Source organism: uncultured Aquimarina sp., from assembly GCF_947492115.1.
Taxonomy (GTDB): Bacteria; Bacteroidota; Bacteroidia; order Flavobacteriales; family Flavobacteriaceae; genus Aquimarina.
On the sequence record NZ_CANLMM010000003.1, the window covers coordinates 176,489 to 197,366 of the forward strand.

The window sequence follows — 20,878 nt, forward strand, 5'->3', positions numbered from 1 at the left end:
ATGTCCAAATTACTGATTGTTGAAGATGATGTGGCTTTTTGCACAATGCTTAAGACTTTTTTACAAAAAAAAGGATATGAAGTATCAACCTCATTTTCTGGTAGTGAAGCTGTTTTACAAATTCAAGAACATACATTTGATATAGTCCTTACAGATGTTAGACTGCCAGATAGAGATGGAATTACTTTATTAGATGATATTAGAGCAAAAAATCCAAAAACTCAAGTCGTTATTATGACTGGTTATGCCGAAATTAATATGGCAGTTAGTGCTATTAAACAAGGGGCTTTTGATTATGTTTCTAAACCATTTAATCCAGATAAAATACTACAAATTTTAGAAAATGCCTTAAAGGTAAAGGATGTTTCTCAACCCGTAAAAAAAGAATCTTCTAAAAAAGAAGAGGTAGTAGTGTCTCAGAATAATTCCTTTGTCAAAGGAGTTAGTGATGCATCCAAAAAACTAAATGAATATGTAGCTTTAGTGGCTCCTACCAGAATGTCTGTTTTGGTAATTGGTGATAGTGGTACAGGAAAAGAATATGTAGCTAGTAGTATTCATAAAGCAAGTAAGAGAGCTGATAAACCTTTTGTTCCCGTAGATTGTGGAGCAATTCCTAAAGAAATTGCTTCCAGTGAATTTTTTGGACATATAAAAGGTTCTTTTACGGGTGCTGTTAATGATAAGGTAGGTCATTTTGAAGCAGCGAATGGAGGAACTCTATTTTTAGATGAAATTGGAAACCTAAGTTATGAATTACAGGTACAGTTGCTAAGAGCATTGCAAGAAAGAAAGATTAAGCCTGTAGGAAGTAATAAGGAGATAGAGGTAGATATTCGAGTGATTGCAGCTACCAATGAGGATTTAAGTAATGCTGTAAAAGAAGGAGAATTTAGAGAGGATTTGTATCACAGACTCAATGAATTTTCAATAAAAGTTCCACCTTTAAAGGATAGAATTGAGGACTTAATGTTGTTCGCAAATTATTTTCTCGAAGAGTCTAATATAGAGCTAGATAAGCACGTTGTAGGTTTTGCAGATGAGGTTCTCGATACATTTAAGAAATATGATTGGCCTGGAAATCTAAGGGAATTAAAAAATATCGTAAAAAGATCTGTGTTACTTTCGCAAAATGATATGATTACCCTAGATGTATTACCAAATGATGTGGCATATGCTTCACATAATGCGAAACAAACCTATGGGTTGTTTAAAAACCAAAATGAACAAGAATTGATTTTGGATGCCTTAGAAAAAGCTAATGGTAATAAAGCAAAAGCTGCGCGCATGCTTGATATAGATAGGAAGACACTTTACAATAAATTAAAGCAATACGATATAAGTCTTTAGTGTTTTACTTTAAGCTTATCAATTAGGTTTTCTATCTTTTGTATCCCTTCTTTAGTGAGAGAAAGAACTTCTTCAGAGTTTAGTTCGTAGTCATCCAGATGTTCAAGTGTATCTAATATAGGTACGATTTCCTTGGCTTTTATTTGTTTAAACATAGGTAGCATTTTATGCGCTAACCTTTTAATTTGTTCTAGATCGCCATCATTAGTTGATACTGCTGTTTTTAATTCTTTTATATGGTCTGTAGTACTATCGCAAAAGGTTTCTAAAATAGCATAAAGAGATTCAGAATCTCCGTGTGCAAAAAGCATCAGATCACTTAAAGAATAATCGGATTCTTCTTCCTGATCAGTAATTGGGTTTTCGTATTCAATATCAGGCGCATCAATTTTTAATACGGATGCTACCAGATCTATAAGTGACTGAGGTGCGTATGGTTTTCGCAAGCTACTAGAAAAACCTGCTACTTCATATTCCGATGCTGTAGTATCGGTTCTACCTGAAAGTGCGATAATTGGAGTATCCACATATTTTGAGTCTTCTTTTACATTTTTCAAAAGTTCGAAACCATCCATTTTGGGCATTTGAATATCTGTAAGAATAAGGTCATAGCTGTTTTTTTTGAGAAGTTCAAGAGCATCTAAACCATTTTCACAGATATCATAAGATAATCCCATAAGTGAAACAACTTCACTAGTTAGATCTAATTGACTTAAATCATCATCTACAATGAGTGCTCTTTTGTTTGTGAAGTGTTCTATTTTTGCTACTTCATGTTCTTCTTCAGGGATTTGATTTTTAGCAAGTTTAATAGGTATGCAAAACGTAAAATTACTTCCTTTATTAGGTTCACTTTCTAAGCGGATTTTACCATTAAGTAGTTTGATTATTTTCTTTGTGATAGCCAGGCCTAAACCAAATCCACCATACTTTTTTTCAGTGTCATCATCGCCTTGAGAAAATTCTTCGAAGATATATTTTTGTTGCTCTTTTGTAATACCAATTCCTGTATCCTTAACAGAGATTTTAAGTTCTTTTTCTGCTAGCCCGTTTTCCGTAATTTCTGCATCAATCGTAATGGAGCCTACGTCTGTAAATTTATACGCATTATTAAGCAAGTTAGTAAGTACCTGCTTGATACGGAAAGGATCTCCTAAATATTGTTTTTTTAGTTCATTTTTGGTATTGATAAAAATATCAAGGTTTTTAGCATCATTTACTGGTATTACGCTTGTAATGGTATTTATTATTAATTTTTTTGGAGAAAAAGGTAATTCTTCGATCACCATTCTACCAGCCTCTAATTTTGATAAATCAAGCAAGTCATTCACTAAATGTAGAATGTAATCCGATGATTTTTTGAGATGACCTAGATAATGTTTTTGCTTATTGTTTAATCCTGTTTTTTCTAATAAATCGGAATATCCAATCACTGTGTTTAGAGGAGAACGTAGGTCATGAGTAACCGTGTTGATTAAAGATTCTCGGGTTTTTAATAAAGACTCTGTGTATGTTTTTTCATTCTCCAATTCATTTCTGAATTTCTGACTTTTAGAAATATCACCAGTAATTAATACAATAAAAATAATAGCAATGACAAGACTTATTGCAGAGATAATAATGATAAACGTAAAGGTTTTATCCATGACCTCACTTGAAGCTTGGAATCTCTTTTTAAATTCATTTCTCTCGTTTTGTTCAATATGAGCTAAAATATCTCTTAATTTTTGAGTAATAACCTGATCGTTTTTTAAGAGTTTATTTTCTTTATACCAAATCTCATATCTATACCTCCTGTCTTTTGCTTCTAATTCTGCAAGTACTTCCTTTACTGTATTAGTAAGAGATTCTACTGTTTCGTTGGTTAATCTTTTTTCATTGTCCTTTTTTAATAATTCTATCACATTAGAAAAAAGTTTTCTCTTATCAGGGGATTTGTCTTTAAAACGTTTTTCATAATTGGTATCGTAATCTTCGAAGTTAGAATTGGTCTTTTTCAACTCATCTATGGCTGTTTGATAAGTGCCTTTTCGATTACGTTGTTTATAAATGTCTATTAACTCTGCAAAGTTTTTATTTTTATTATCTACTAAAATTTTGATACTATCTATTTTTCTTATCTGAACACTATCAGAGGAAACATAAGCAAGTTGATCGATCGTATTAATAATAGAATCTACTTTTGCAGTGTAGTTTTGAAATTTCTTGTTCTTATTAGAAGTTTGAATGATATTTCTTGTAAGGCTTTCCGCTTCATATAGTCTGGTAATAGCTTCTCCGACAAGAACTAATTTTTCATTATTTTCATTTTTAATTTTAGTGCTTTCTGTGTAGTTATTTAATTGACTATAGATTATCCAAAAAGAAAGAACGGCCAAAACGGTCGCAAGACTATAGCTAATAATTACCTTTGATGTTATGGCACGTTTGGTATTTTTCATTGGTTTATGTGTATTGAGTTTCCAATTTTAAAAGAGGAATCTCTAATAATCAATTTAATTAGATTTAAATTGATAGTAATGACTTATTTCTTAGTATACTAACTTCAAAAAAGGAGAAGCATTGTTTAACCGATTTATAAATTTACAATAAATCATTGGAACCACCTTGTTTATTGATGATACAACTCACATATGGCATTTCGTTTTGAACAAGGATTACCCTTGCCTTTCTATAGTATCTAAACTTTAGATTTTCATAAAAAGTTTATAAATAGGAAAGTAGATACTGTATTTGTTTTTAGATTCCTTACCTTTACCAAATAAACTTTAGGGGTGTCTCCGAAAAAGGAGTCTGAGAAATACCCTTCGAACCTGATGCAGTTAATACTGATGAAGGGAAAAGTTAATGTCACTGCACTATTGTCTGTGATTTTTCTTCTTGTTATAGGTGTGTACCTAAAGTTTATGGATTTAAGATTTAAGAATGACCATAAACGTTAATAATCAAGAAAAAACTATTTCCGAAAATAGTTCCTTAACATCTTTGTTAGAGCAGTTATCCATTGCTAAAGATGGGATTGCAATAGCAATCAATAATGAAGTTGTTACCAAAAAAGAATGGGGCCAGACTTTAATTAAAGTAAGCGATAATATTACTATAATTCAAGCTACTCAAGGAGGATAAATACATTACAGATAAATGATTACCAGAAGCTAAAACGACATATTTATGAAGAAAAAAGATACCGCACCACAGCAAGAAAAAATTACTACAACACCTTTTCCAAACTCTAAAAAAGTATATGTAAAGGGAAGTATCCACCCACAGATCAATGTGGCGATGCGAGAAATAGAATTGAGTGATACAGTAGATTCGATGACTCGTAAAAAAACAGCAAATGAACCTGTAGTAGTATATGATACAAGTGGGCCCTATACAGATCCTAGTAAAGAAATTAATGTTCATAATGGAATTGAACGTATAAGAGAGCAATGGATATTAGATCGTGGTGATGTCGAAGAGCTAGATGGTTTTTCTTCTGAATACTGTAATCAAAGGCTAAATGACCCAAGTTTAGATCACCTAAGATTCAACCATCTTAGAAAACCAAAAAGGGCAAAAGCTGGTAAGAATGTTTCTCAAATGTATTATGCAAAGCAAGGAATCATTACCCCAGAAATGGAATATGTTGCCATTAGAGAAAATCAAAAAATAGAGGAAGCAACTAGAATTGCCAAACAGCATCCAGGTCAGGATTTTGGGGCGAGTATTCCTAAGAAAATTACTGCAGAGTTTGTAAGAGAGGAAGTAGCAAGAGGTAGAGCAGTAATTCCTTCTAATATTAATCATCCAGAAGCAGAGCCAATGATTTTAGGGCGTAACTTTTTGGTAAAAATTAATGCTAATATTGGTAATTCGGCAACTACTTCCAGTATCGAAGAAGAGGTAGAAAAAGCTGTATGGGCGTGCCGTTGGGGAGCGGATAATATTATGGACCTTTCTACAGGTCAGAATATTCACGAAACCAGAGAGTGGATTGTTCGTAACTCTCCTGTACCAATAGGAACAGTACCAATTTATCAAGCGTTGGAAAAAGTAAACGGTAAGGCAGAAGATCTTACCTGGGAAATTTTTAGAGATACTTTAATTGAGCAAGCAGAGCAAGGAGTAGATTACTTTACCATTCATGCAGGTGTACGTTTAGCATATGTGCCAATGACTGCTAAAAGAGTTACAGGAATTGTATCTAGGGGAGGATCGATCATGGCAAAATGGTGCTTAGCGCACCATAAAGAGAGTTTCTTATATACTCATTTCGAGGAGATTTGCGAAATCATGAAGTCTTATGATGTTGCATTTTCATTAGGAGACGGTTTGCGTCCAGGAAGTATTGCAGATGCTAATGATGAAGCCCAGTTTGCAGAATTAGAAACACTAGGTGAATTAACAAAAATTGCCTGGAAGCATGACGTACAAACTTTTATTGAAGGACCAGGTCATGTACCCATGCATATGATTAAGCAGAACATGGATAAGCAGTTAGAAGCTTGTGGAGAAGCTCCCTTTTATACATTAGGGCCTTTAACTACAGATATTGCGCCAGGATATGATCATATTACTTCAGGAATTGGAGCGGCAATGATAGGATGGTATGGTACTGCAATGTTATGTTACGTAACTCCAAAAGAGCATTTAGGATTGCCTAATAAGGAAGATGTTAGAACAGGAGTGATTACTTACAAGTTGGCAGCACATGCCGCGGATTTGGCAAAAGGACATCCAGGAGCACAGCATAGAGATGATGCTTTGAGTAAAGCACGATTTGAGTTCAGATGGGAAGATCAATTTAATCTTGCCTTAGATCCAGAAAGAGCAAGAGAATATCATGACGAGACCTTGCCCGCAGAAGGAGCAAAAATCGCTCATTTCTGTAGTATGTGTGGTCCAAAATTCTGCTCAATGAAAATATCTCAAGAAGTACGAGATTATGCCGCTAAAAAGGAAATTGATGATCAGAAAGCGCTAGAACAAGGAATGCAAGAAAAAGCAGAAGAGTTTAAAGAAAAAGGAAGCGAAGTTTATCTATAAGTATCAAGGTATTTGGAGTTGGGTATCGGACATCGAATCTTGTACCCGATTCCATGTCTAATAGAATAGCAAGCAGAAAAATGATCATCGTACTTACATCAGAAAGAGCTTTGCCAAATGAGGCAGAACAAATTAATCAATTGTTTAAAGAAGGCTTAGAAATATTGCATCTACGTAAACCTACATTTACGATGGATGGATATCGCTCACTTTTGGACCAGATAGACAGAAAGTATCATAATAGAATTATGACACATCAATTTCCTGAGTTAACACAACAGTATAATCTAAGAGGGATTCACCTGCAAGAACAAGCAAGAATTGATCTGGAAGATGCGTTAGAAGTAACTATTCAAGTCTATAAAAACAAAGGTTTTTCTGTAACGAGTTCTTTCCATTCTAAAGAAGATATTAGGGACTGTAAAGCTGCTTTTGAATATGTGCTATTAAGTCCTGTTTTTGGTTCTATATCTAAAGCTGGATATGAAGGTAAAGGTTTCGATGTAACTGATATGGATCATACTATAATTGGTATGGGTGGTATCAATGAAAGCACACTACAAAAAACCTATGATTTAGGATTTAAAGGGGTTGGAATTTTAGGAGGTGTTTGGAATTCAGAAGATCCAATAAAAAGTTTTATTAAGATTAAAGATGTTCATGATGCTGTTGTTAAGATTATGAATTGAGAGTGTATGAAAAAGCGTCCTAATGTATTAACAATTGCAGGTTTTGATCCTTCATCGGGAGCTGGATTAACGGCTGATATTAAAACGATGGAGGCTTTAAAGTGTTACGGATTTGCTGTATGTACCGCCAATACGATACAAAATGATACTGATTTTGAAGCATGTATATGGAATGATATTGAGTTGATAAAAAATCAAATTGCGATTCTTTTTAAAAAGTTTAGCATTGACTTCGTGAAGATCGGTATTGTTCAGAATTGGAAAGTACTAAATGAAATTATCGATTTTTTATTGAAAAATAATAGTAAGATAAAAATCATTTTGGATCCAGTATTGAGATCTAGCTCTTCCTATGATTTTCATTCCGAAAGTGAAAAACTAGATCATGAAGATAGTAAAGATGATAAAAAGTACTTCGAAGAAGTCTTGCAAAAGATATATCTAATTACTCCTAATTACGAAGAGATCGAAAAACTGTATAATGATAAGAACATAAAAGAAACTATAAATCATATTTCTGGCTATACGAATCTGCTTCTAAAAGGAGGGCATCGCAAAGAAATGGTTGGTAAGGATGAATTGTATACTAAAAAAGGTAATTGTTTTACATTAAACCCAAAGCGCAATAGAATCACAGAAAAACATGGTAGTGGTTGTGTATTATCATCTGCTGTTGCTGCATATTTGGCTTTAGGTTTTCCTTTATTGAAAGCATGTTTTAGAGGAAAAAGATATACAGAAAATGTATTAAGGTCTAATAAGACATTATTGGGCTATCATAAGTTTTAGTGGTTAAGTAGTTGAAGAAGTTAAGAATGTATTAATATGATAAACTTACAATATATATCACAAGGAAATTCTCCACAAGAGCATTTGCAGCATATAGGAGAAGTTTGTGAAGCAGGTGTAAGATGGGTGCAATTACGTCTAAAAAATGAAGATCCAGCTACCATTTTAAATACTGCTCTAAAATGTAGAGAAATCTGTGATCAGTACGGAGCGATTATGATCGTAAACGATAGCGTGAGTATCGCGCAGGCATCGCAGGCAGATGGAGTGCATTTAGGATTAAATGATATGAACCCTAAAGAAGCCAGAAATATTTTAGGTCCTAATTTTATTATTGGAGGTACTGCAAATACACTGCAGGACTGTATACAACATAAGAATGATGGAGTAGATTATATTGGCCTTGGTCCTTTTAGATATACTACAACCAAAGAAAAATTAAGTCCTATTCTTGGAATTGAGGGATATCGATCTGTTATTTCAGAATTAGGAGTTCAGGAAATAGAAATTCCAATTGTAGCGATTGGTGGTATTGTTGAAGAAGATATTGCTGGTATTATGGAAACTGGTGTATCTGGAATTGCTGTTTCTGGAATGTTGACCAACAAAGAGCAATTAGAAGAAAGAGTACAAAACTTAAAAGACCTTATAATGGTCAAGAGCTGATGCATATTGAATGAATTAAAAGAAACATGGATACATTAAAAATTGCAGATAAAGAGTTTTCATCTAGATTATTTACAGGTACAGGAAAGTTTAGTTCCTCTGATCTAATGAGAAAATCGTTATTAGCATCAGAAAGCGAATTGATAACAGTTGCTCTAAAAAGGGTGGATGTCGAAGATAATAATGATGATATATTAGGGCATTTAGATCATCCCAGAATTAATTTATTACCAAATACGTCGGGAGTTAGAGATGCCAAAGAAGCTATTTTTGCTGCCCAGTTGGCAAGAGAAGCTTTAGAAACGAATTGGATCAAATTAGAGATTCATCCCGATCCAAAATATTTGTTACCAGATCCTATAGAGACTTTAAAAGCGGCAGAAGAGCTTGTAAAATTAGGATTTGTAGTAATGCCTTATATTCATGCTGATCCTGTTTTGTGCAAAAGACTCGAAGAGGTAGGGACGCAATGTGTTATGCCTTTAGGAGCGCCAATAGGAAGTAATAAAGGTTTAAAGACATTTGATTTTTTAGAGATAATCATTGATCAAAGTAACGTCCCTGTAATTGTAGATGCAGGTATCGGTAGTCCATCACATGCTGCTTTTGCTATGGAAATTGGAGCAGATGCTGTATTGGTAAATACGGCGATTGCAGTTTCTCAGGAGCCTATTGCTATGGCAGAGGCTTTTAGAATGGCTGTTAAAGCAGGTAGGCTAGCTTATAATGCAAAATTAGCGCCTGTTAAAAAACACGCAGAAGCAAGTAGCCCATTAACAAGTTTTTTGAATGAGTAGTTTCAAAGACATATTCGATAAGTTTGATTGGAACGATGTGCTTTCCGATATTTTACAAAAAAATGAACAAGATGTTCAGCAAGCTTTATATACTTCGAAAAGAACTATTGAGGATTTTAAAGCGTTAATTTCTCCAGCCGCAAAACCGTATTTGGAGCAAATGGCACAATTAAGTTATCAACTTACTAAGAAACGATTTGGGAATACCATACAGATGTATGCACCCATGTATCTTAGTAATGAATGTCAAAACATTTGTACATATTGCGGTTTTAGTATGACTAATAAAATTCCTCGAAGGACTTTGACCGATGAGGAAATACTAGCAGAAGTAGCATATTTAAAGTCAAAAGGATATGATCATATTTTATTGGTTACTGGAGAGGCAAATAAAACTGTAGGTGTTTCATATATCAACAACGCGATACGGTTAATTCAGTCAAAATTTGCAAATATCACTATAGAAGTACAACCATTAGATCAACCGGATTATGAGTTGCTTATAGAAAGTGGTTTGTATGCAGTGTTGGTGTATCAGGAAACTTACCATAAAGAAGAGTATAAGAAGCATCACCCAAAAGGGAGAAAGTCTAATTTTAACTACAGGTTAGAAACTCCAGATCGATTAGGACGCGCAGGAATTCATAAAATAGGGTTAGGAGCTTTGTTTGGGTTGGAAGATTGGAGAGCAGATAGTTTTTTTACTGCGTTGCATTTACAATATCTTCAAAAAACGTATTGGAAAACTAAATACTCTATATCATTTCCGAGGTTACGACCGCATAGTGGAGGATTAGAGCCTAAAGTAGAAATGACAGATTCGGATTTAGTACAATTAATATGCGCATTTCGATTATTAGATGAAGATGTGGAGTTATCTATGTCTACTCGTGAGAGTGAAGTTTTTAGAGAAAATATTGTCAATCTAGGTATTACTTCTATAAGTGCAGAATCTAAAACAAATCCTGGAGGATATGCTGTAGAACCTCAATCTTTGGAACAGTTCGAAATTTCTGATGAGCGTTCTACCGAAGAAGTGGTCACTATGCTAAAATCTAAAGGTTTAGAAGTAGTTTGGAAAGATTGGGCACATAATTGGCAATAATAACTAAGGATAAGTCAGTGCTGCATATGTTAAACAAAGAAGAAAACATTCAATATAGTCGCCATATTTTACTCGGTGAGATAGGTGTCGAAGGGCAAGAAAAATTAAAATCTGCCAAAGTTTTAGTTATCGGTGCAGGTGGTTTAGGATGTCCAATTTTACAATATCTTACTGCCGCAGGAGTTGGAACGATCGGTATTATTGATAATGATGTAGTTGATCAAACTAACTTACAAAGACAAATTTTATACACGATTAATGATATAGGAAAGTCAAAAGCTAGAGTAGCTTCAGAAAGGTTAGCTGCAATAAATCCTTTTGTTTTTTTTAAGGTATATGAAGAATTACTAGATAATGATAATGCTGTAGAACTATTTTCAGCCTATGATATTATAGTGGATGGAAGCGATAATTTTCCAACGAGATACCTAGTAAATGATGCTTGTGTACTAGCTGATAAACCACTAGTTTTTGGATCTATTTTTAAATTTCAAGGACAAGTTTCTGTCTTAAATTATAAGGATGGACCAACATATCGTTGTTTATTTCCTTCTCCTCCGTCTCCAGGAGCTGTTCCTAATTGTTCTGACATAGGCGTTTTGGGGGTGTTGCCAGGTATTATTGGAAGTCTTCAAGCCAATGAAGTAATCAAAATGGTTACAGGAATTGGAGAAGTATTGCGAGGAAAGCTTTTTTATTTTGATACGCTAACGATGCAACAGCAGGTCATTGCATTCAAGAAAAATCATGATATTGAAATAGACCAACTAGAAGAGGATTACGATTTTTTCTGCGGAATAAGTTCTTATGGTTTTGAAGAAATCAATGCAGTAGAACTGAAAAAACATATAGAAGATTATCAAATTTTAGATGTCAGATCTTTCGAAGAGTTTAATCATTTTAACATAGGCGGTACGCATATTCCTTTAGAAAGTATTTCGGATCATATAATGGAATTGAATGGGAACAAACCAATTGTGGTTTGTTGTCAATCAGGAATTCGCAGTAAAAGAGCAATAGAACTTATTAGAGAAAAAAGAAATGATCTTCATCTCATTAATTTAAGTAATGGATTGTCTGCTTTTTAATTAGAAATTACTAAAATGTTTCCTTCTCTTCTAATCTGATATCTCAATAAAGGAAAACCACCTTCTCCTTCTAATTGCTGCCCATTTATAATTTCATAAGCATTATCATTGCCACAATTAGATTCGGCTCTAATACCAGTTACATTTAGAGCTGAACAGTCACTTGGAGTAATATTAGGATCGCTAAGTTCAAAAGCAGAATATAATGTGTTGTCAACATTGTAGATAATCACACCTTTGATACCAACTCCTTCAATTCCTATTACTTCAGAGTTTCCAGGAAATTTAAGATCATTAAATTGTGGAAGATCTAAATTTACCGTATGGTTAAAACTGATTGACGGAAGGTTAGGGTTATTAGAACGATTATCATCACTACTACAAGAAATGATACATAGCGAAATGGATAGTATAAATAGTATTTTTTTCATTTGTTTACTCTTAAAAAAAGAAAGATATTCTTTATTTACAAAAACAGGGATTTTTTAAACGACCAAATTAGTCAAAAATGTGATTCGGTATTATTTTTTCTTATATTTGTTTTAGATAAAGTCCCATAGCTATGGGATTTTTTGTATTTATATAAACGATGAAGTTATGAGCAAAGTATCCTATTACACTGCAGAAGGGCTAAAAAAATTAAGAGACGAGTTAAATAACCTTAAAGATATAGAAAGACCTAAAGCATCACAAGCAATTGCAGAAGCACGTGATAAAGGAGATTTAAGTGAAAATGCCGAATATGATGCGGCAAAAGAAGCACAAGGACTTTTAGAAATGAGAATTTCTAAATTAGAAGAGACTTTGGCTGGAGCTCGTCTTATTGATGAATCTCAGTTAGATACTTCAAAAGTGTTAATACATTCTACGGTAAAGATAAAAAACCAAACCAATGGTGCTCAAATGACGTATAAACTAGTAGCACAAAGTGAGGCAGATCTTAAAACTGGAAAAATATCGGTAGATTCTCCAATCGGCAAAGGTCTTCTAGGTAAAAGCGTTGGAGAGGTAGCAGAGATTCAAGTTCCTAACGGAATTATGAAGTTTGATGTAGTAGAAATAACAAGAGAATAGCATAAATAACATAGAATACGAAAACCTTTCTTAAAAAAATGAGAAAGGTTTTTTTATGATTATTATTTTCCTAGAAATGTTCTATATTTCGTAACAATAAACCAACCAAAATTTATAACAAATGTCTACCCTTTTTACGAAAATAGTTGCTGGTGAAATACCCTCATATAAAGTTGCAGAAGATGAGCACTTTTATGCTTTCTTAGATATTAACCCTAATGCCAAAGGGCATACGCTATGCATTCCAAAGAAGGAAGAAGATAAAATCTTTGATCTAGACGAAGAAACTTATATAGAACTGATGCGTTTTTCTCGTAAAGTAGCAAAGGCAATTGAAAAATCTGTACCCTGTCTAAGAGTTGGGGTTGCTGTAGTAGGTCTAGAAGTACCTCATGTTCATGTGCATTTAATTCCACTTAATGATATGAGAGAGATGACATTTCAGCATAAAGTATCAATGAGTAAAGAAGAGTTTGAAACATTAGCCGAAAAGATTCAATCTAATTTGTAAATGAGTACCTCTTCAGAATTTAAACTTTCACTACAGCTTAGGATTGATTGGAGTGAAATGGATACCTATCAGCACGTAAATAATGTTAACTTCATGAAATACATGCAGAGTGCGCGTGTTCAATTTTGGGAGGTGTCTGGTTTGGCAAAATTATATGCAACAACCAAAAAAGGACCTATGTTGGTTTCTACCAAATGTGATTTCAAAAATCCTTTATTTTTTCCTGGAAATGTATTGATAAAAACAAAAGTAGCCTATATCAAAAATTCAAGTTTTGGTTTGTATCACGAACTTTACAATGATGATGGTACTTTATGTGCTGTTGGTAACGATGTAGCTGTTTGTTTTGACTTTAATATTGATAAAACATTTGTTATTCCTGAGGATCTTAGAGCTGTAATGAATGAATATGCTTAGAGTTTATCAGCAAAAAGATCGGGGAAAAATAGAAATGCTCCAATAGCACAAGAAACTATCAGAATAAGTAAAAAGAGTATTGTGTAAAATAGTTTAGTAAATCTGATTCCAGAAGACGCTACGGATATTGTTTTCTTATGATATTCATAAACTCTTTCGATATCATCGGTCCATCGACCAGGGTAGATAGTGGTGTCACATTTTTGGCAATCCATACTCTCTATAACATCCTTTTCTGTTTTAATGTATAATTTAGAAAGAACCTTTTTTTGTTTAAAAGAAAGTTGTAGGCTTTTTGTAGCGTAACATTCAGGACAATTATTATTTAGAATGGCGTTTTTTAAAATGATATACTCAGTTTTCACGTAACATTTATTTTAAAAGATAACGTGCGTAAAAACATTATGTTATGCTAGAAGCATCATATTTACTTAAAGTAATCTGAAATGTAGTACCCTTTCCTATTTCCGATCTTAGTACTCGAATTTTACCAGAATGGTATTCTTCAATGATTCTCTTAGCCAACGAGAGCCCAAGTCCCCAACCTCTGGTTTTAGAGGTGTAACCAGGTTCGAAAATCTTAGTAAATTTACTTTTTGGGATTCCTTTTCCCGTATCGGTAATCCTAATGTAAACACGTTTACTATCCTGAGATAAATCAATATTAAGATCTCCTTTTCCTCTCATAGCATCTATCGCATTCTTAACCAAATTTTCTATGGTCCAACTATAAAGCTGAGAGTTTAGAAGTACCACAATAGACTCATCGGGAATGTTTATTGAGAAATTAATTAATTTAGAACTTCTACTTTGTAAATACGTGTATGCTTCACTCGTTTCTTTTACAATATCTGATTCTTCCAAGTTCGGTATCGAGCCAATTTTAGAAAATCGTTCTGTAATTACTTTCAATCTAGAAATGTCTTTTTCGATTTCTACAATGTATTCTGGATTTACTTGTTCTGCTTTTAAAATTTCGTTCCAGCCAACTAATGAAGAAAGTGGTGTTCCGATCTGGTGCGCTGTTTCTTTAGCCATACCAGCCCACAATTTATTTTGTTCACTCGCTTTAGAAGTAGTAAAAAAGAAATAAATAACACCAATAAGCAAAAAAATGATCAATGCAATGGCTATAGGGTAGTATTTTAATTTATTAAGAATAGAAGAATTGCCATAATAGACGTATTGTACGGTATCTTTAAGATCTAAAACAATAGGTTCATTTTCTGATTTCATATTGTCCAGATGATCCCTTAATTCAGTTTCGGAAATGTCTTCTGGAAGGTTTAACGTGGTGCCCTGAATGTCAATTCTTCCTTTGGAGTCTTTGATCAAATCTCCTTCTGCATTTGTAATAATGGTAGGTATTGTATTGTTAGTACGATTGATTAGGTTTGATAATTCTAAATAATCATCAAGACTAAGTTCATCCGAACCGTCTATACCAGAACTACTCAGCGCTTTAAAAGATTGAGCCCAAACTTGCATTTTGATACTTTCATCTTTCTTTAAGCGTTGCAAAAACAAAGAGGTGTTCCATAATACAAGACCTGTAATTACAAGAACGGCAAATATTATAAAGTAACTAGCTAAATTACGTTCGTCAGAAAAGTTCATAAAAAGTGTATTGCAAGTCCTAAATATAAACGTTTTTATACGATTTTATTGTTTTATACCAAGGTAAGTAAAACCAAACAAATGAATGTTAATCGGGTTAAAGTTTAATTATCTTTGTCTTATTAGATTTTTATATGATACGAATTGATCCTTTAGAAGTTTCCACTGGAAAATTACACGGAATGATGCTTGGAGCAATAGGCCCAAGACCTATAGCCTTTGCCAGTACAGTGGATAAGGAAGGGAGTCCAAACCTTTCTCCTTTTAGTTTTTTTAATGTATTTAGTGCTAATCCACCTATTCTTATTTTTTCTCCTGCCCGAAGAGTGAGAGATAATTCTACCAAACATACTTTAGAGAATGTTATAGCTACGGATGAGGTAGTAATTAATATTGTTAATTATGATATTGTTCAGCAAATGTCCTTGTCTAGTACAGAATATCCAGAGGGTGTTAATGAGTTTGAGAAAGCTGGATTGACCATGTTGCCTTCAGAAAAGATAAAATCTTTTAGAGTAGCTGAAGCTCCAGTTCAGTTTGAGTGCAAGGTAAACGAGGTTGTTTCATTGGGTGATAATGGTGGTGCTGGTAACTTGGTTATTTGCGAGGTGTTATTGATGCACGTAAAAGAAGATATATTAGATGCTGATGGCAAGATCGACCAACACAAAATTGATCAGGTAGCTCGTATGGGTGGAAATTGGTATTCTAGAGCAAATATGGGAATGTTCGAAGTGCCAAAACCTTTAAGCACTATAGGAATTGGAATTGATGTACTACCAGATCGTATTAAGAATAGTAGTGTTTTTACTGGTAATGATTTAGGTAAATTAGGAAATGTTGAAAGTATCCCTGAAATAAACAAAGCCAAAGATTTTGTTAATAACAATAGTGATATTAAGGATAAAATTCAGGGTGCTAACCTAATAGAAATTCATAAATTTGCACAGCAGTATTTGGATAAAGATGATATTCAAACTGCCTGGAATATTTTAGCAGCAATACAATAATTAAACACATGGAAGTACAAGGTAAAGTAAAGATGTTAGGTGAAACGCAGACGTTTGGAAGCAATGGGTTCAGAAAACGTGAGATAGTGGTGACTACAGATGAGCAATATCCACAGCATATAATGGTTGAGTTTATTCAGGATAAATGTGATTTATTAAATAACTTTCAGATAGGTCAGGATGTAAAAATAAGTATTAATTTGCGTGGTCGCGAATGGGTAAATCCTCAGGGAGAAACAAAATATTTTAATTCTATTCAAGGTTGGAGAATCGAAAACTTACAACAAGCAGCTCCTTCGGCTCCAGCAGCAATGCCTCCTGCTGATGCATTTGAACCTGCTACCGATTTTAAAGAAGAAGATCACGACGATCTACCATTTTAAGTTCAACATGTTGCAAAAATTTTAAGCAACATGATCAATTACAAGGCAAAAAGTCCGATACATATGTGTCGGACTTTTCATATTGTGGTTTTAGGTTAACCTTTTAATAAAACTCAAAAAAGCAATGATGAACAAAATTTATCTTAAAAGGTCTTAACAAATATTGCGATTTTTTTGGTCAATTCAAACAACTAATTGATATTTAACGTTGTAGAAACGTTAGCGAATTTAGATTTGTACATACTTAATAATTCTATTGCTTTTCCACCAGTATCCGAGGCCAATAACGACGGATTATTAGCAATTGGTGGAGACCTTTCAGTGCCTAGATTGTTAGAGGCATATCATCATGGTATTTTTCCATGGTATGATGAAGATCAGCCAATTTTGTGGTTCAGTCCTGATCCTAGAATGATACTTTTTCCGAATGAACTAAAGATTAGTAAAAGTATGAAGCAGCTGTTACGAAGAAATACGTTTTCTGTAACTTTTAATAAGGATTTTGAAAATGTAATTGACAATTGTGCTTCGATTGATCGAGTAGATCAATTAGGAACTTGGATAACGCCAGATATGAAAAAAGCTTATACTACACTTCACAAAATGGGATATGCAACTTCAGTAGAAGTTTGGAAAGATTCGGAATTGGTTGGAGGTTTGTATGGAGTATGGCTAAAAGACAAGAATGTCTTTTGTGGCGAAAGTATGTTTTCTAAAGTAAGTAATGCTTCTAAATATGGGTTTATTAAACTTGTAGAGTTTTTAAAGGAAAATGAAGTGAAGTTAATAGATTGTCAGGTACATACAAATCATTTAGAAAGTTTGGGTGCAAAAGAAATTCCAAGAGATGATTTTATGAATTTTTTGAAGTAGATTTATATAAGAAAATCAAACCTTTATGATCATACATAATCTTGAAACCGAAAATTCTATTTTAAATCAATTTATAGCAGAAATTAGAGATACAGCTATCCAAAAAGATGCTATGCGTTTTAGGCGTAATATAGAGCGTATAGGAGAGGTTTTGGGATATGAACTTAGTAAAACTTTGACGTATGCTGAGGAAATGACTCAGACGCCTCTTGGAGCTAAAGAAATCTCGGTTCCACAAAAAGATCTTGTATTGTGTGCTATTTTAAGAGCAGGTTTGCCTTTGCATCAAGGACTTCTTAATTATTTTGATCAAGCAGAAAATGCTTTTATATCAGCTTATAGAGATCATAAGGGAAATAGTGATGAATTTGATGTGGTGGTAAGTTATTTGGCATCTCCTTCCATAGAAAATAAGGTGTTAGTATTAATAGATCCAATGTTAGCTACCGGAAAAACATTAGAAAATACCATGAAAGCTTTAAAAAGTCATGGGACACCTAAGCAAATTCATATAGTTTCAGTTATTGGATCCAACAAAGGAGTGGAGTATGTAGAAAAAATATTTCCAGAAAATACACATCTTTGGATAGCTGCTATTGATCAAGAGCTAAATTCCAAAGGATATATAATTCCTGGATTAGGAGATGCTGGAGACCTTTCTTACGGATCCAAATTGTAATTTACACCTCATTGTACCTGTAACAGTCTACGATATGGTCATTTACGATTCCAATTGCTTGCATAAAAGCATACACTACAGTAGATCCAACAAACTTAAAACCTCGTTTCTTTAAATCTTTACTGATTTTATCCGAAAGCGGTGTGTTTGCAGGACATTCTTTATGGTCTTTCCAAGCATTTTTAATAGGTTTTCCATCTACAAATCCCCAGATATACGCATCAAAACTTCCAAATTCTTCCTGGATCTTGATAAAGTTCTGAGCATTCGTAATTGCAGAATTTACTTTTAGTTTGTTCCGGATAATACCTGGATTTTGTAGTAATTCTTCTTTTTTATTATCATCATATCGTGCTACAAGCTGGTAATCAAAATTGTCAAAAGCAACTCTAAAATTATCTCGTTTTCTAAGAATTGTAATCCAGCTTAATCCTGCCTGAAAGGTTTCTAGAACCAAGAATTCAAATAATAATTGTTCATCGTGCAATGGAACACCCCATTCATTATCATGATAAGATTCATACAAAGGGTCGCCAATACACCATCCGCATCGAGTTTTTCCCATAAAGTATTTTTTAAAAATTATTGTCTAAAATAAAGTATTCCTATTGATATTTTTGAAGTACTGAGTAAATGTTTTTTATCGAAATGGTATTTTTGACACCGTAGAAGGGTTTACATGATTTGTAAGTTTTGAAACTCGGTCTCGTCTTAGTTCGTAAGACAGATAACAACTATGGAAACAACAATGACAATACATAATTTAATAGAAAAAGGAATCGATAATTCATATTCCTATCAGGAATATAGAAGTTTAGTAAGTGACCTATTAGCAGAAGGTAAGTCTACAGGTCATGAACAGTCTGATGCATTAACTAATTACAGTATGCTGAATGATCGCAGAATGAAAAGATTGGACAAAACTTTAAAAATAGATGATCAAGTAAAGGATGCGTTTACGAATGCTAAAACAGATATTACCTGGTTGGTGTTAACCGAAGGTTGGTGTGGTGATGCTGCACAATCCTTACCAGTAATTAATAAGCTTGCAGAAATGAACGACGGAATTAAGCTAAGAATTATTTCTAGAGATGATAATGACGAACTAATGAATAACTTTCTTACTAACGGTGGCAAGTCAATTCCTAAGTTGATCGCTTACAATAAAGAAACTAAAGAAGTAGTAGATAGTTGGGGGCCAAGACCATCAGTAGCTACTAAAATGGTAAATGATTATAAGGAGTTACACGGAAGTCTGGATCCTCAGTTTAAGCAAGATTTGCAGGTTTGGTATAACAAGGACAAAGGGAATAACATCGCAGAAGATTTAGTAAAGCTTCTGTAAGCTATCCTCCGTAATTAAAATAATACGTGATAAAACCTTTTTGTTCTTCTATTTCGGAAGAGGAGAATAAAGCATCTCGCGCATAATTAATTGCGTTCTCAAAAAGACATTCATTTCGTGTGGTAGATCTTTTTTTGTCAACTTTGGCATCGGTAACATAACCGTTCTGGTTTACCTCGATTTTAATAACGACTTTCCCACTCCCATTACAAGTATAAATAGGATTGGGGATGTCTTTTTTTTGTCTTCCTTTTAGTGTAAAAGTAACCGAACTGTTTCTATTGTTAACTTCTTCAGAAATTGGTTTTTCATCTTTTTTAAATTCCTCAACCTTTTCCTCAATGATTTCTTCGTTCACTATTTCCTCTCCTTCTACCATCTCTTCATTATCAGAAGTTTGTTCTGTCGCTTCTGCTGTTTCGGTAAGAGATTTTAAACGTTGTTCGAAATCCTCAGAATCCTCGAAATCTTCGTTAAACGCATCATGAGTTCTTTTAGAGGCAATTAGTTCTCTGTTTTCTTCAGGAGCTATTTCTTCTTCTGGTTCTTCTTGTTTTGCAAGTTCTTCCATTAACTCTTCTGGGATTTCCATAAGAATTTCTGACTGCTCTTTCTTTTTATTCACCATATTAATATTGTAGAGCGTCAACACAAAAATACCCATCAACATAGATGTGATAATTAATGCTTTATGTTTTTCTATAAATTGCATAGGTATCTATAACTCCTTTTCTTCTACAATATTTTATAAGATTTCGATTTCTGCACGTAGCTGATTTTCAAATATTTCAGGGCTTATTGCGTCCGTAACATCAAAAGATCCGATTTTAGTTCTTCTCAATGCGCTCAGATGGCCACCACTTTGCAATGCTTTTCCAAAATCATGTGCTAGTGATCGTATATAGGTTCCTTTTCCGCAAACTACTCTAAAATCTACTTCTGGTAATTCTATTCTTGTTATTTCAAATTCAGAAATCGTAATTTTTCTTGCTGATACGACTACTTCTTCTCCTTCGCGAGCATACTCATATAATCTTTTTCCATCCTTTTTTAAGGCTGAAAAAACCGGAGGATATTGTTCAATTTCTCCAACAAACCCTTTTGTGGCTTGTTGTATATTTTCTGCTGAAATATGATCTACAGGAAAAGTCTGATCTACTTCAGTCTCTAAATCATAAGAAGGTGTCGTTGCTCCTAAGGTAATGGTTCCAGTGTATTCTTTAGTTTGTCCCATGAATTCCTGAATTCGTTTTGTAAACTTACCAGTGCAAATGATTAGTAATCCAGAAGCCAGTGGGTCTAACGTACCAGCATGACCAACTTTAATTTTTTTAATCCCGAAAGTTTTACGAATACGCCAACGTACTTTGTTAACAACCTGAAAGGAAGTCCATTGAAGTGGTTTGTCGATCAGAACGATCTGACCGTCTTTATAATCTTGTTCGGTTAGCATT

The 20,878-nt window shown here is 33.7% G+C and carries 24 protein-coding genes and 1 riboswitch; of the genes, 17 read left to right on the top strand and 7 right to left on the bottom strand.

The window, feature by feature from the left end:
• The gene (locus Q1A73_RS10355; protein ID WP_299605021.1) at positions 1-1,350 is read left to right on the top strand and encodes a sigma-54 dependent transcriptional regulator; all 1,350 of its coding nucleotides are present in this window, start codon (positions 1-3) and stop codon (positions 1,348-1,350) included.
• Here the strand turns inward: Q1A73_RS10355 and Q1A73_RS10360 are convergent.
• The gene (locus tag Q1A73_RS10360) at positions 1,347-3,791 is read right to left on the bottom strand and encodes an ATP-binding protein (RefSeq protein WP_299605023.1); all 2,445 of its coding nucleotides are present in this window, start codon (positions 3,789-3,791) and stop codon (positions 1,347-1,349) included. The genes Q1A73_RS10355 and Q1A73_RS10360 overlap by 4 nt on opposite strands.
• Before the next feature lie 319 nt (positions 3,792-4,110).
• A riboswitch (TPP riboswitch) is annotated at positions 4,111-4,207 on the top strand.
• A gap of 68 nt (positions 4,208-4,275) precedes the next feature.
• On the opposite strand from Q1A73_RS10360, the gene thiS reads away from it, so the two are divergent.
• From thiS to moeB, 8 genes are read left to right on the top strand one after another with little or no spacing between them, the layout of a single operon-like run.
• Positions 4,276-4,476: a sulfur carrier protein ThiS gene (gene thiS / locus Q1A73_RS10365; protein ID WP_299605025.1), complete on the top strand. Its 201-nt coding sequence runs from the start codon at positions 4,276-4,278 to the stop codon at positions 4,474-4,476.
• A 45-nt stretch (positions 4,477-4,521) separates the two neighbouring features.
• Positions 4,522-6,381: a phosphomethylpyrimidine synthase ThiC gene (gene thiC / locus Q1A73_RS10370; protein WP_299605027.1), complete on the top strand. Its 1,860-nt coding sequence runs from the start codon at positions 4,522-4,524 to the stop codon at positions 6,379-6,381.
• Between the two features lie 53 nt (positions 6,382-6,434).
• Positions 6,435-7,070, top strand: coding sequence for a thiamine phosphate synthase (locus tag Q1A73_RS10375; protein ID WP_299605029.1), 636 nt, complete (start codon positions 6,435-6,437; stop codon positions 7,068-7,070).
• A gap of 6 nt (positions 7,071-7,076) precedes the next feature.
• Positions 7,077-7,859 carry a hydroxymethylpyrimidine/phosphomethylpyrimidine kinase gene (locus Q1A73_RS10380; protein WP_299605031.1) on the top strand — a complete coding sequence of 261 codons (783 nt, stop codon included), beginning with the start codon at positions 7,077-7,079 and terminating at the stop codon, positions 7,857-7,859.
• Positions 7,860-7,895: 36 nt separating this feature from the next.
• Positions 7,896-8,525 carry a thiamine phosphate synthase gene (locus Q1A73_RS10385; RefSeq protein WP_299605033.1) on the top strand — a complete coding sequence of 210 codons (630 nt, stop codon included), beginning with the start codon at positions 7,896-7,898 and terminating at the stop codon, positions 8,523-8,525.
• Positions 8,526-8,551: 26 nt separating this feature from the next.
• Entirely contained in the window at positions 8,552-9,322 is a 771-nt protein-coding gene (locus Q1A73_RS10390) for a thiazole synthase (protein ID WP_299605035.1), read from the top strand.
• The gene (thiH, locus tag Q1A73_RS10395; RefSeq protein ID WP_299605037.1) at positions 9,315-10,427 is read left to right on the top strand and encodes a 2-iminoacetate synthase ThiH; all 1,113 of its coding nucleotides are present in this window, start codon (positions 9,315-9,317) and stop codon (positions 10,425-10,427) included. The genes Q1A73_RS10390 and thiH overlap by 8 nt, the downstream gene beginning before the upstream one ends.
• Before the next feature lie 26 nt (positions 10,428-10,453).
• Positions 10,454-11,515, top strand: coding sequence for a molybdopterin-synthase adenylyltransferase MoeB (gene moeB, locus Q1A73_RS10400; RefSeq protein WP_299605039.1), 1,062 nt, complete (start codon positions 10,454-10,456; stop codon positions 11,513-11,515).
• Here moeB and Q1A73_RS10405 read toward each other — a convergent pair.
• Entirely contained in the window at positions 11,512-11,946 is a 435-nt protein-coding gene (locus Q1A73_RS10405; protein WP_299605041.1) for a hypothetical protein, read from the bottom strand. The two genes, moeB and Q1A73_RS10405, sit on opposite strands and share 4 nt — an antisense overlap.
• Before the next feature lie 166 nt (positions 11,947-12,112).
• On the opposite strand from Q1A73_RS10405, the gene greA reads away from it, so the two are divergent.
• From greA to Q1A73_RS10420, 3 genes are all read left to right on the top strand, one after another.
• Complete coding sequence (gene greA, locus Q1A73_RS10410) at positions 12,113-12,589, top strand: transcription elongation factor GreA (RefSeq protein ID WP_299605043.1); 477 nt, start codon at positions 12,113-12,115, stop codon at positions 12,587-12,589.
• A 121-nt stretch (positions 12,590-12,710) separates the two neighbouring features.
• Complete coding sequence (locus tag Q1A73_RS10415; protein ID WP_299605044.1) at positions 12,711-13,100, top strand: HIT domain-containing protein; 390 nt, start codon at positions 12,711-12,713, stop codon at positions 13,098-13,100.
• Positions 13,101-13,517 carry an acyl-CoA thioesterase gene (locus tag Q1A73_RS10420; RefSeq protein ID WP_299605045.1) on the top strand — a complete coding sequence of 139 codons (417 nt, stop codon included), beginning with the start codon at positions 13,101-13,103 and terminating at the stop codon, positions 13,515-13,517. It begins immediately after the preceding gene.
• Here Q1A73_RS10420 and Q1A73_RS10425 read toward each other — a convergent pair.
• Both Q1A73_RS10425 and Q1A73_RS10430 read right to left on the bottom strand, forming a co-directional pair.
• On the bottom strand, positions 13,514-13,882 hold the full coding sequence (locus Q1A73_RS10425; protein ID WP_299605047.1) for a hypothetical protein: 369 nt from the start codon (positions 13,880-13,882) through the stop codon (positions 13,514-13,516). The genes Q1A73_RS10420 and Q1A73_RS10425 overlap by 4 nt on opposite strands.
• A 37-nt stretch (positions 13,883-13,919) precedes the next feature.
• A complete protein-coding gene (locus tag Q1A73_RS10430) occupies positions 13,920-15,134 on the bottom strand; it encodes a HAMP domain-containing sensor histidine kinase (protein ID WP_299605049.1) in 1,215 nt (404 codons plus the stop codon).
• Positions 15,135-15,268: 134 nt separating this feature from the next.
• On the opposite strand from Q1A73_RS10430, the gene Q1A73_RS10435 reads away from it, so the two are divergent.
• From Q1A73_RS10435 to upp, 4 genes are all read left to right on the top strand, one after another.
• Complete coding sequence (locus tag Q1A73_RS10435; protein ID WP_299605051.1) at positions 15,269-16,144, top strand: flavin reductase family protein; 876 nt, start codon at positions 15,269-15,271, stop codon at positions 16,142-16,144.
• Between the two features lie 8 nt (positions 16,145-16,152).
• Positions 16,153-16,527 carry a DUF3127 domain-containing protein gene (locus tag Q1A73_RS10440; protein WP_299605052.1) on the top strand — a complete coding sequence of 125 codons (375 nt, stop codon included), beginning with the start codon at positions 16,153-16,155 and terminating at the stop codon, positions 16,525-16,527.
• Positions 16,528-16,761: 234 nt separating this feature from the next.
• The gene (gene aat, locus Q1A73_RS10445) at positions 16,762-17,400 is read left to right on the top strand and encodes a leucyl/phenylalanyl-tRNA--protein transferase (protein ID WP_299606342.1); all 639 of its coding nucleotides are present in this window, start codon (positions 16,762-16,764) and stop codon (positions 17,398-17,400) included.
• Between the two features lie 25 nt (positions 17,401-17,425).
• A complete protein-coding gene (gene upp, locus Q1A73_RS10450) occupies positions 17,426-18,079 on the top strand; it encodes a uracil phosphoribosyltransferase (RefSeq protein ID WP_299605054.1) in 654 nt (217 codons plus the stop codon).
• Between the two features lies 1 nt (position 18,080).
• Here the strand turns inward: upp and Q1A73_RS10455 are convergent, their stop codons facing one another.
• Positions 18,081-18,644, bottom strand: a complete 564-nt coding sequence (locus tag Q1A73_RS10455) for a DNA-3-methyladenine glycosylase I (RefSeq protein WP_299605056.1) — start codon at positions 18,642-18,644, stop codon at positions 18,081-18,083.
• A gap of 171 nt (positions 18,645-18,815) precedes the next feature.
• On the opposite strand from Q1A73_RS10455, the gene Q1A73_RS10460 reads away from it, so the two are divergent.
• Positions 18,816-19,424: a thioredoxin family protein gene (locus Q1A73_RS10460; protein WP_299605059.1), complete on the top strand. Its 609-nt coding sequence runs from the start codon at positions 18,816-18,818 to the stop codon at positions 19,422-19,424.
• Position 19,425: 1 nt separating this feature from the next.
• Here the strand turns inward: Q1A73_RS10460 and Q1A73_RS10465 are convergent, their stop codons facing one another.
• Positions 19,426-20,136, bottom strand: a complete 711-nt coding sequence (locus Q1A73_RS10465; RefSeq protein ID WP_299605060.1) for a hypothetical protein — start codon at positions 20,134-20,136, stop codon at positions 19,426-19,428.
• A 33-nt stretch (positions 20,137-20,169) separates the two neighbouring features.
• Positions 20,170-20,877 (bottom strand): tRNA pseudouridine(55) synthase TruB, encoded by a 708-nt coding sequence (truB, locus tag Q1A73_RS10470; RefSeq protein WP_299605062.1) that lies wholly within the window; start codon positions 20,875-20,877, stop codon positions 20,170-20,172.
• Between the last annotated feature and the right edge of the window lies 1 nt (position 20,878).

Bases quoted from the DNA above. Each gene is read 5' to 3' on its own strand.
- Q1A73_RS10355 (WP_299605021.1), top strand. From the start codon at position 1: ATGTCCAAATTACTGATTGTTGAAGATGATGTGGCTTTTTGCACAATG.
- Q1A73_RS10360 (WP_299605023.1), bottom strand. From the start codon at position 3,791: ATGAAAAATACCAAACGTGCCATAACATCAAAGGTAATTATTAGCTAT.
- thiS (WP_299605025.1), top strand. From the start codon at position 4,276: ATGACCATAAACGTTAATAATCAAGAAAAAACTATTTCCGAAAATAGT.
- thiC (WP_299605027.1), top strand. From the start codon at position 4,522: ATGAAGAAAAAAGATACCGCACCACAGCAAGAAAAAATTACTACAACA.
- Q1A73_RS10375 (WP_299605029.1), top strand. From the start codon at position 6,435: ATGTCTAATAGAATAGCAAGCAGAAAAATGATCATCGTACTTACATCA.
- Q1A73_RS10380 (WP_299605031.1), top strand. From the start codon at position 7,077: ATGAAAAAGCGTCCTAATGTATTAACAATTGCAGGTTTTGATCCTTCA.
- Q1A73_RS10385 (WP_299605033.1), top strand. From the start codon at position 7,896: ATGATAAACTTACAATATATATCACAAGGAAATTCTCCACAAGAGCAT.
- Q1A73_RS10390 (WP_299605035.1), top strand. From the start codon at position 8,552: ATGGATACATTAAAAATTGCAGATAAAGAGTTTTCATCTAGATTATTT.
- thiH (WP_299605037.1), top strand. From the start codon at position 9,315: ATGAGTAGTTTCAAAGACATATTCGATAAGTTTGATTGGAACGATGTG.
- moeB (WP_299605039.1), top strand. From the start codon at position 10,454: ATGTTAAACAAAGAAGAAAACATTCAATATAGTCGCCATATTTTACTC.
- Q1A73_RS10405 (WP_299605041.1), bottom strand. From the start codon at position 11,946: ATGAAAAAAATACTATTTATACTATCCATTTCGCTATGTATCATTTCT.
- greA (WP_299605043.1), top strand. From the start codon at position 12,113: ATGAGCAAAGTATCCTATTACACTGCAGAAGGGCTAAAAAAATTAAGA.
- Q1A73_RS10415 (WP_299605044.1), top strand. From the start codon at position 12,711: ATGTCTACCCTTTTTACGAAAATAGTTGCTGGTGAAATACCCTCATAT.
- Q1A73_RS10420 (WP_299605045.1), top strand. From the start codon at position 13,101: ATGAGTACCTCTTCAGAATTTAAACTTTCACTACAGCTTAGGATTGAT.
- Q1A73_RS10430 (WP_299605049.1), bottom strand. From the start codon at position 15,134: ATGAACTTTTCTGACGAACGTAATTTAGCTAGTTACTTTATAATATTT.
- Q1A73_RS10435 (WP_299605051.1), top strand. From the start codon at position 15,269: ATGATACGAATTGATCCTTTAGAAGTTTCCACTGGAAAATTACACGGA.
- Q1A73_RS10440 (WP_299605052.1), top strand. From the start codon at position 16,153: ATGGAAGTACAAGGTAAAGTAAAGATGTTAGGTGAAACGCAGACGTTT.
- upp (WP_299605054.1), top strand. From the start codon at position 17,426: ATGATCATACATAATCTTGAAACCGAAAATTCTATTTTAAATCAATTT.
- Q1A73_RS10455 (WP_299605056.1), bottom strand. From the start codon at position 18,644: ATGGGAAAAACTCGATGCGGATGGTGTATTGGCGACCCTTTGTATGAA.
- Q1A73_RS10460 (WP_299605059.1), top strand. From the start codon at position 18,816: ATGGAAACAACAATGACAATACATAATTTAATAGAAAAAGGAATCGAT.
- Q1A73_RS10465 (WP_299605060.1), bottom strand. From the start codon at position 20,136: ATGCAATTTATAGAAAAACATAAAGCATTAATTATCACATCTATGTTG.
- truB (WP_299605062.1), bottom strand. From the start codon at position 20,877: ATGCTAACCGAACAAGATTATAAAGACGGTCAGATCGTTCTGATCGAC.